At 67.4% G+C, this 8,099-nt stretch carries 6 protein-coding genes and 1 pseudogene; 3 read left to right on the top strand and 4 right to left on the bottom strand.

Annotated features, from left to right (window positions below):
- From JYJ84_RS22360 to JYJ84_RS22345, 4 genes and pseudogenes are all read right to left on the bottom strand, one after another.
- Positions 1-359, bottom strand: a pseudogene (locus JYJ84_RS22360) (acetyltransferase); the annotation flags it as partial.
- A 17-nt stretch (positions 360-376) separates the two neighbouring features.
- Entirely contained in the window at positions 377-1,168 is a 792-nt protein-coding gene (locus tag JYJ84_RS22355; protein WP_175222676.1) for an SDR family oxidoreductase, read from the bottom strand.
- Between the two features lie 41 nt (positions 1,169-1,209).
- Entirely contained in the window at positions 1,210-2,403 is a 1,194-nt protein-coding gene (locus JYJ84_RS22350) for a sulfotransferase (protein ID WP_175222677.1), read from the bottom strand.
- Entirely contained in the window at positions 2,400-3,509 is a 1,110-nt protein-coding gene (locus JYJ84_RS22345) for a DUF1214 domain-containing protein (RefSeq protein WP_175222678.1), read from the bottom strand. The genes JYJ84_RS22350 and JYJ84_RS22345 overlap by 4 nt, the downstream gene beginning before the upstream one ends.
- Positions 3,510-3,639: 130 nt before the next feature.
- On the opposite strand from JYJ84_RS22345, the gene cysD reads away from it, so the two are divergent.
- From cysD to JYJ84_RS22330, 3 genes are all read left to right on the top strand, one after another.
- Complete coding sequence (cysD, locus tag JYJ84_RS22340) at positions 3,640-4,620, top strand: sulfate adenylyltransferase subunit CysD (protein WP_175222679.1); 981 nt, start codon at positions 3,640-3,642, stop codon at positions 4,618-4,620.
- On the top strand, positions 4,620-6,536 hold the full coding sequence (gene cysN, locus JYJ84_RS22335; protein WP_175222680.1) for a sulfate adenylyltransferase subunit CysN: 1,917 nt from the start codon (positions 4,620-4,622) through the stop codon (positions 6,534-6,536). Before cysD ends, cysN begins: the two co-directional genes overlap by 1 nt.
- A 129-nt stretch (positions 6,537-6,665) precedes the next feature.
- On the top strand, positions 6,666-7,853 hold the full coding sequence (locus JYJ84_RS22330) for a helix-turn-helix transcriptional regulator (protein ID WP_174961109.1): 1,188 nt from the start codon (positions 6,666-6,668) through the stop codon (positions 7,851-7,853).
- The last annotated feature ends 246 nt before the right edge of the window (positions 7,854-8,099 follow it).

The following is an 8,099-nucleotide window of genomic DNA, read 5'->3' as shown; positions in this document are numbered from 1 at the left end:
CCGAGATGACGGTTCACGATCGCGCTCGTGCAGACGTCGGCCGCCATGTCGATATGCGCGGCGAAGCGCGGATCGTCGGGCAGTTCGCCCGCGAAGTGATGGTCGAAATAGCGGACCGTCGCGCCGTCGCGCAGCAGCCGCGCGCACGCATCGCGATTCTGGTCGTGCGACACGTCGAGCACGGTGACGAGATCGCCCGCACGCGCGTCGATCCGCTCGAGCAGCTTGATGTCGCGTTTCACACCGGTCACGAGCGTGCCGCGCACGCGCTCCGCGAGCCGCAGTTGCTGAAGCGCGCACAGCCCGTCCGCATCGCCGTTGAACGCAAAGAAATGTTGTACTTCGTGGTTGTCCTGCATGATGCTTTGCTCCATCGTCAGGGCATGAAATCGCCGCCGTTCGCGTCGAGCGTCGCGCCCGTCACCGCGTTCGCGTAGTCCGACGCGAGGAACAGCGCCGCGCGCGCGCAATCGTCATCGGTCGGCAGCTTCGCGAGCGCGATGTTCGACGCGATCGGCGCGATGATCTGCGCCTCCGTCATCCCGTACTCGGCGGCCGCCTGCCGGAAATACGTCTGCGTCGGCACGCCCCACATCCACCCCATGTGGATACTGTTCGCGCGTATGCCGTGCACGCCGAGTTCGCGCGCCAGATATTTTGCCGCAACCGCGAGCGCCCCCTTCGATACAGCGTAGCCGCCTTCCCCTGCAAAAGGCTTGCGGGTCGCCTGCGTGTTGATCATCACGATCGCGCCGCGCTGCTGCCGCTTCATGTGCGGCACGACTTCCTGCGTGAGCGCCATCGTGCCGAAGACGTTGGTGTCGAACACCGTGCGCCAGCCGTCGAGGTCGGCTTCCTCCACCGGTTCCGGAAACGTGCCGTGCACGAATGCGCTGTTCACGAGCGCGTCGATCCGGCCGAAGCGCTCGACGGCTTGCGTCGCGAGCTGCCGGCATTGCGCACGGTCGGTGATGTCGGTCTTCACCTTCAGCACGTCGCAGTCGACGCCGAGTTCATCGATACGCGCTTCGGCGTCGTCGAGCTTTTCCATCGTGCGCGCCGCAACGACCACACCGCGCGCACCCTCGCGCGCAGCCTCGACGGCGAGCTTCACGCCAAGCCCCGGGCCGATCCCGGAAATCACGACGATCTTGTCCTTCAGCAACATGGCTTGTCTCCTGGTTGTCGTTGGTCTCGCGAGTCCGGCCGTCAGCCAGCCGCTCGCAAATGCCGCGCGCGATACGCGGCGAAGTCGCGCGCAAGTTGCGCATCGGTGAAGCCGAAGCGCGCGATCGAATAGTCGTGCGCGGCACGCTTGTCGCGGCCGTTGCGCGCCATCCAGTCCGTCATCGCCGCATGCTGCCGGGCATCGAGCGACATGCCGGCAAAGGCATACACGGCCTCGGCAACACCAAGCGGATTCGATACCGTGTCCTCGAATCGCACGTCGAGGAACCGGTCGGCCGGCAGCGCGTCGCGCGCCGTCATCGCCGCGCCGATCGCGCGTGCCATCCCCGCATTCCACTGCGCGCCGACGGCGAGTGGATCGGGATCGTCCGCATACATCTGCCACAGCGTGTGCGCCATGCTCGCCATCGACGGAATCGTCTGCGCCGGATCGCGGTGCGTCAGCACGACCTGCGCGCGCGGAAACACGCGGCACAGCACGTCGAGCGCATGCAGGTGCTGCGGCGTCTTCAGCAGCCAGCGCGCGGCCGGCGCGACGCCGCGCTGTGCCTTCTGCCACTGCAGGAACTGCAGCATCCGTTTCAGGTACGTATAGACCGGCGTGAGATCCTGTTGCGCGAGCCAGGCCGTATAGCGCGGCACGTTCGCGTATGAATCCATCGCGCACACGAACGCGTGCTCCATCAGCATGAACTCTTCGTCCGCGAGCATCGCATCGAGCGGATGGATCGTCAGGATCTGCGGAATGCAGTCGATCATCGTCGCGACCTCGGCCTGCGCGCGCGCGATGCGCACCGTCGGCTCGGCAAGCGTCTCGCCCGCGAGCGGTGCCGGGTAGCGGGTTTCCCACCACGCGGCCGAATGAAACCGCGGGTCGACGGCCAGCAGGCGCTGCAGCAGTGTCGTGCCGGTGCGCGGCAGGCCGACGATCACGAGCGGATCGTCGATCGCAATGTCCGCGATCTCCGGATGACGCTGGAAGTAGTCCTCGACGACGAGCCGGTTCACGAGCTGGCCGACGAGCTTCTCGCGCATCATCTCCGCACCGCGTGCGGACAGGTTCGCTTCGTCGATCAGCGACGCGCACATCACGTCGAGCGCTTCGCGATACGGCCCGTCACCGAACGCGGTGAGCCCGGCCGTGCGCGATACGGCTTCAGCGATCAACCCGTCGGCTGCGAGCAGCGTGCGGATCCGGTCAAGCGGTGCGTTCATGCGGCCTCCTTCAGCGTCGAGAGCTTCACCACACGCGTGCGCGGATGCACCGGCCGCGCGGCACCGACCCAGCGCCAGCAGATCGTGCCGGTGCGATGCCCGGCCGTATCGAGCCAGTTCGCGTCGCCCGGCCGCGCGGCCGCGACGATCACCGTTACGCCGCCGTCTGCATTCAGCCGTGCGCTGTGCTTGTTCACGCAGATATCGAAGTGCCGGTAATCGAGCGACTCCATCCAGTAGTTGTTGAGCTGCACGTTCCAGAAATCGCAATCGGGCACCGTGTCGACGTCGATCACGAGTGCTTCGTCGTCGGCCAGCGACCAGCACGAGTGGTAGTAGTAGATGTTCGGATCGCCGCCGACCGACTGGCACAGCGCCTGGTCGGCGGGTGGCAGCGCATTCACGTGCGACCGGTAGCTCGCGGCCCAGTCCGCGAACAGCTTCGACGTCTGCTCGACGAACTGCGCGGCGCGCGTGAGGCCGCCCTGCAGCACGAGCGGGTCGAGCGGCGCCGGGCGATCGTCGGCACCGATACGCTCGATCTTCAACTGCGCCGGCGTTTCCGCGCGACGGTCGAGGAAAGTCTGGCGCACCAGTAACGCGTTGGTGCCGGGCTCCATGCGCACCCAGTTGCCCGCGCGCGGCGTCTCACTCAATACGATCTCGAAGCTGCCGTCCGGCGCGAGCTCGAGCTGCTTCGCGTCGAGAAAGCCCGTCTGCAGCATCTTGCCGTCGGTCTCGTAGCCGCCCTTCTGCGTGCCGAAGCTCAGGTAAGCCACCGTGCCGCGCCGCCCCGTCACGCGGTATTCGCAGCGGCCGTCGAGGCGCGCGTACTGGTACAGGTTGTCGGGATTGTCGGCGCCGATCTTCGCGGTCTCATGCGACGGCGAGAAAAAACCCGGCCACGCACCGTCCGCAAACTCGACGTGCATTTCGAGCGCGATGCGCATCAGCCGGCTCAGGTAGCGGAAGCCTTCCGCGCGTGTCAGCGGATCGTCCGGCGCTTCGGCGCGCAGGATCTGTTGTCCGCTGCGTTTCAGGGTGTCGCAGAAATCGGCCCAGGTCTGGCCCGAAAGCAATTGCGTGGCACGTGTGTCGTCCGTCATGTGTCGTCTCCGCCGATGGTCGAGCGCTCACCTTAAGCGCCGCCGCCGCGCGCCACTTCGTCCGGGTGGACTAAGGAAAGATCCGCTCCACCGCCGTGCCGCGGTTTAGTCCACCCGGACGAAGAGCGGCATGCCGCTCGCTCGATACCGTCGGTGTCATGCACGAAACGCCGCACATGTCGCGCGGCACCGGCATGAAACAAGGAGACGAACGATGTTGACCCACTTGGAGCGGCTGGAGGCCGAAAGCATCCACATCATGCGCGAGGTGGTCGCCGAGAGCGAGAACCCGGTGATGCTGTATTCGATAGGCAAGGACAGCTCGGTCATGCTGCATCTCGCGATGAAGGCGTTCTACCCGGCGAAGCCGCCCTTTCCGCTGCTGCACGTCGATACGACCTGGAAATTCCGCGAGATGATCGCGTTTCGCGACGAGACGGCCGCACGCCTCGGCCTCGATCTGCGCGTGCACATCAACCCCGACGGCATCGCGAACGACATCAATCCGTTCGCACACGGCTCGGCCGTGCACACCGACGTGTGGAAGACGCAGGGGCTCAAGCAGGCGCTCGATCACTACGGCTTCGACGCCGCGTTCGGCGGCGCCCGCCGCGACGAGGAAAAGTCGCGCGCGAAGGAGCGCATCGTGTCGCTGCGTTCGGAACAGCACCGCTGGGACCCGAAGCGCCAGCGCCCCGAGCTCTGGTCGCTGTACAACGCGCGCAAGCGCAAGGGCGAAAGCCTGCGCGTGTTCCCGATCTCGAACTGGACCGAGCTCGACATCTGGCAATACATCCAGCTTCACGACATTCCGATCGTGCCGCTCTACTTCGCGAAGGAACGGCCCGTGGTCGAACGTGAGGGCGCGCTGATCATGGTCGACGACGAACGCCTGCCGCTGCGCGAAGGCGAAGTACCACGGATGCGCAAGGTACGGTTCCGCACGCTCGGCTGCTATCCGCTGACAGGCGCGATCGACAGCGACGCGACGTCGCTCGACGACATCCTGCAGGAGATGCGCGAGACGCGCACGTCCGAACGGCAAGGACGACTGATCGACAGCGATTCGGCCGGTTCGATGGAAAAGAAGAAACAGGAGGGATATTTCTGATGGCACACGTTCTCACCGCGCCCGACACGCTCGCGCGCCCCCATTCCGCCGCGCTCGCCGACGACGATGCGCAAACCCAGGACCTGCTGCGCTTCATCACGTGCGGCAGCGTCGGCGACGGCAAGAGCACACTGATCGGTCGCCTGCTCTACGAATCGAACATGCTGTTCGACGACCAGTTGACCCAGCTCGAAGTCGATTCGAAGAAGGTCGGCACGCAGGGCGGCGAACTCGATTTCGCGCTGCTCGTCGACGGCCTGTCGGCCGAGCGCGAGCAAGGGATCACGATCGACGTCGCGTACCGCTTCTTCGCGACCGCGCGACGCAAGTTCATCGTCGCCGACACGCCCGGCCACGAGCAGTACACGCGCAACATGATCACCGGCGCGTCGACCGCCGATCTCGCGGTAATCCTGATCGACGCGCGCAAGGGCGTGCTCACGCAGACGCGCCGCCATAGCCATCTCGTCGCGCTGATCGGCATCAAGCGCGTGGTGCTCGCGATCAACAAGATGGACCTGGTCGACTACGACCGCGCCGTGTTCGAGCGCATCGATGCCGACTATCGCGCGTTCGCGGCCGAGCTCGGGCTAGCGGAGATCGTCAGCATCCCGATGTCGGCGCTGCGCGGCGACAACGTGATCGCGTCGAGCGCGCGGATGCCGTGGTACACGGGCCCGACGCTGATGCAGCATCTCGACACGCTGCCGCTCGCCGCGCGCGTGACGCGCGACGAGCCGTTCCGGCTGCCGGTGCAGTGGGTCAACCGCCCGCACCTGAATTTCCGCGGCTACGCGGGCAGCATCGCGTCGGGCGAGATCCGTGTCGGCGAGCGCGTGCGCGTGCTGCCGTCCGGCAAGGAGAGCCGCGTCGCGTCGGTGATCACGCAAGGTGGCGAAAGCGACGTCGCGCGCGCCGGCGACGCGGTGACGCTCACGCTCGCCGACGAGATCGACATCAGCCGCGGCGACATGATCGCGCGCGCGGATGCGCCGCCCGAGGTAGCCGACCAGTTCGAGGCGACGCTCGTGTGGATGCACGACGAGCCGCTGCTGCCCGGCCGCCCGTATCTCGTGAAGCTCGGCACGCAGACGGTCGGCGCGACCTGCGCGACGCCGAAGTACAAGATCGACGTGAACACGCGCGAGCATCTCGCGGCGCGCACGCTCGCGCTCAACGAGATCGGCGTGTGCAACCTGAGCTTCGACCGCCCCGTCGCGTTCGATCCGTACGACCGCAACCGCCACACGGGCGGCTTCATCGTGATCGACCGCTTCACCAACGATACGGTCGGCGCCGGGATGCTGCACTTCGCGCTGCGCCGCGCGCACAACGTGCACTGGCAGGCCGTCGACGTCGACCGCGCCGCGCGCGCCGCGCAGAAGGCGCAGACGCCGCGCATCGTGTGGCTGACAGGGCTGTCGGGCGCCGGCAAGTCGACCATCGCGAACCTCGTCGAGAAGCGGCTGCACGCGCTGGGCAAGCACACGTACCTGCTCGACGGCGACAACGTGCGGCACGGGCTTAATCGCGATCTCGGCTTCACCGAGGCCGATCGCGTGGAGAACATCCGGCGCGTCGCCGAAGTCGCGCGGCTGATGCTCGACGCGGGGCTCATCACGCTCGTGTCGTTCATCTCGCCGTTCCGCGCGGAACGCGACATGGCGCGTGCGATGGTCGGCCCCGACGAGTTCGTCGAGGTGTTCGTCGACACGCCGCTCGCGGTCGCCGAGGAGCGCGATCCGAAGGGTCTGTACAGGAAGGCGCGGCGCGGCGAGCTGAAGCACTTCACGGGCATCGATTCGCCGTACGAACCGCCCGCGCAGCCCGAACTGCGCGTCGATACGGTAGCCGAGTCGCCGGAAGAAGCGGCCGACCGCATCGTCGCGTACCTGCTGCGCGAGCGCGCGGCGTAAGCACCGCAAGCGGGCAGCCCGGCGGTTGCCCGCCTGCCCGCGTCGCCTACTCCGTTCGGATGACGCGGGCGGCCAGCCGGCCGGTATGCTGGTCCGGGAATCCTTCATCCCGATCAGGAGTACACGAGCATGCCCATCGCGCTGGCGCCCGGCGATCCGGCCGCACACGACGGTTTCGACGACGCGGCGTGGACGGCGCGCGAACTCAGCGCGTGGCTCGGGCTCGTCTATCAGGGCCCGTCGGAAGCGACCCCGTGGGCCGGCTTCCTCGAAGCGGTCCGCGCGCGGCTCGACGCGAGCTTCACGACCCTGGTGCTGCGCAATCCGGGCGGCGCACGGCACGGGCTCATCATCAACGCGTCGGCGCACGGCCCGCTGTTGCCCGGCGAGCCGTCGTACAGCGAACAGTTCTATGCGCTGTGTCCGTTTCTCGACCAGCCGCCCGGCCAGGTCTTCACGGCCGACCGGCTGTTCGGCGAAACCGCGTGGCGCGCGCACGATTTCTACCGGCAGTACCTGCAGCCGCTCGACCTGCGCTACATCCTCGGCGCGAACCTGCGCGGCGAACGCGGCGTCGAATGCGCGTTCTTCGTGAGCCGCGCGCACGGCGGCCGCGATTTCGACGCGGCCGAGCGCGCGCAGGTCGCGACGCTGCTGCCGCACCTGCAGCGGGCGGTCGAACTGCACGCGGCGTTCGACGTGCTCGATGCCGAACGCGCGCTGTACGCGGGCACCGTCGACCGGCTCGATGTCGGCACCGCGATCGTCGACGAGGACGGCCGCGTGATCAAGCGCAACCGCATCGCCGAGCGGCTGATCGAGCAGCAGGACGGGCTGTGCATGCGCCAGGAGCGGCTCCATGCATCGTGCCCGCTCGACGAGCGGCGGCTGCAGAAGGCGCTGCAGGCCGCGCTCGAGCATTTCCGCGCGGGCGCGCTTGCGCGCATCGAAGCCACCACGCTGTCGCGCCCCGGCGGCGCAATGCCGTTGAGCGTGCTGCTGCGCCCGCTCGCGCCCTACCGCGGCGCCGAGGACCGCCAGCACCGGCCGGCCGTCGCGGTGTTCGTCCGCGATCCGGCATCGTCGCCGCAGACGTCGCGCGACATGCTGCACCGGCTGTTCCGGCTCACGCCGATGGAAACCGAAATCGCGCTGCTGCTCGTCGACGGGCTGACGCTCGACGAAGCGGCCGCCGCGACGGGCATCACGAAGAACACCGCCCGCGCGCACCTGCGCGGCATCTTCGCGAAAACGGGCGCGACGCGGCAGGCCGTGCTCGTGAAGACGCTGCTCAACAGCGTCGTGTCGATGGCGTAACGGCCGCGAGGGCCGCGATGGCGGGCGCCGGACAGGCTGCCCGGTCGATGCACCACCACGTGCACGGGTCGCGACCGGGTAACCGGTGATTGGCGCACACTCATTTCATGTCATACGTCATCAGACATGAATAGATACCTAGCCGATCTCGTGAAATTCCCCAATATCTGGGCAATTTTCGGGTAAACCCGCGACGTCTTCGCTGTCTCTCAGGCGTACCATGTCATACGACGACATACTACACCG

Origin of the sequence: Burkholderia sp. LMG 13014 (assembly GCF_905232215.1) — a bacterium.
Taxonomy (GTDB): Bacteria; Pseudomonadota; Gammaproteobacteria; order Burkholderiales; family Burkholderiaceae; genus Burkholderia.
The sequence above is the reverse complement of the archived record's forward strand: the minus strand, read 5'-3'. Positions and strand labels throughout refer to the sequence as shown.

Excerpts from the sequence above, each read along its gene's own strand:
- JYJ84_RS22355 (WP_175222676.1), bottom strand. The coding sequence starts at position 1,168 with ATGTTGCTGAAGGACAAGATCGTCGTGATTTCCGGGATCGGCCCGGGG.
- cysN (WP_175222680.1), top strand. The coding sequence starts at position 4,620 with ATGGCACACGTTCTCACCGCGCCCGACACGCTCGCGCGCCCCCATTCC.
- JYJ84_RS22345 (WP_175222678.1), bottom strand. The coding sequence starts at position 3,509 with ATGACGGACGACACACGTGCCACGCAATTGCTTTCGGGCCAGACCTGG.
- cysD (WP_175222679.1), top strand. The coding sequence starts at position 3,640 with ATGCCGCTCGCTCGATACCGTCGGTGTCATGCACGAAACGCCGCACAT.
- JYJ84_RS22350 (WP_175222677.1), bottom strand. The coding sequence starts at position 2,403 with ATGAACGCACCGCTTGACCGGATCCGCACGCTGCTCGCAGCCGACGGG.
- JYJ84_RS22330 (WP_174961109.1), top strand. The coding sequence starts at position 6,666 with ATGCCCATCGCGCTGGCGCCCGGCGATCCGGCCGCACACGACGGTTTC.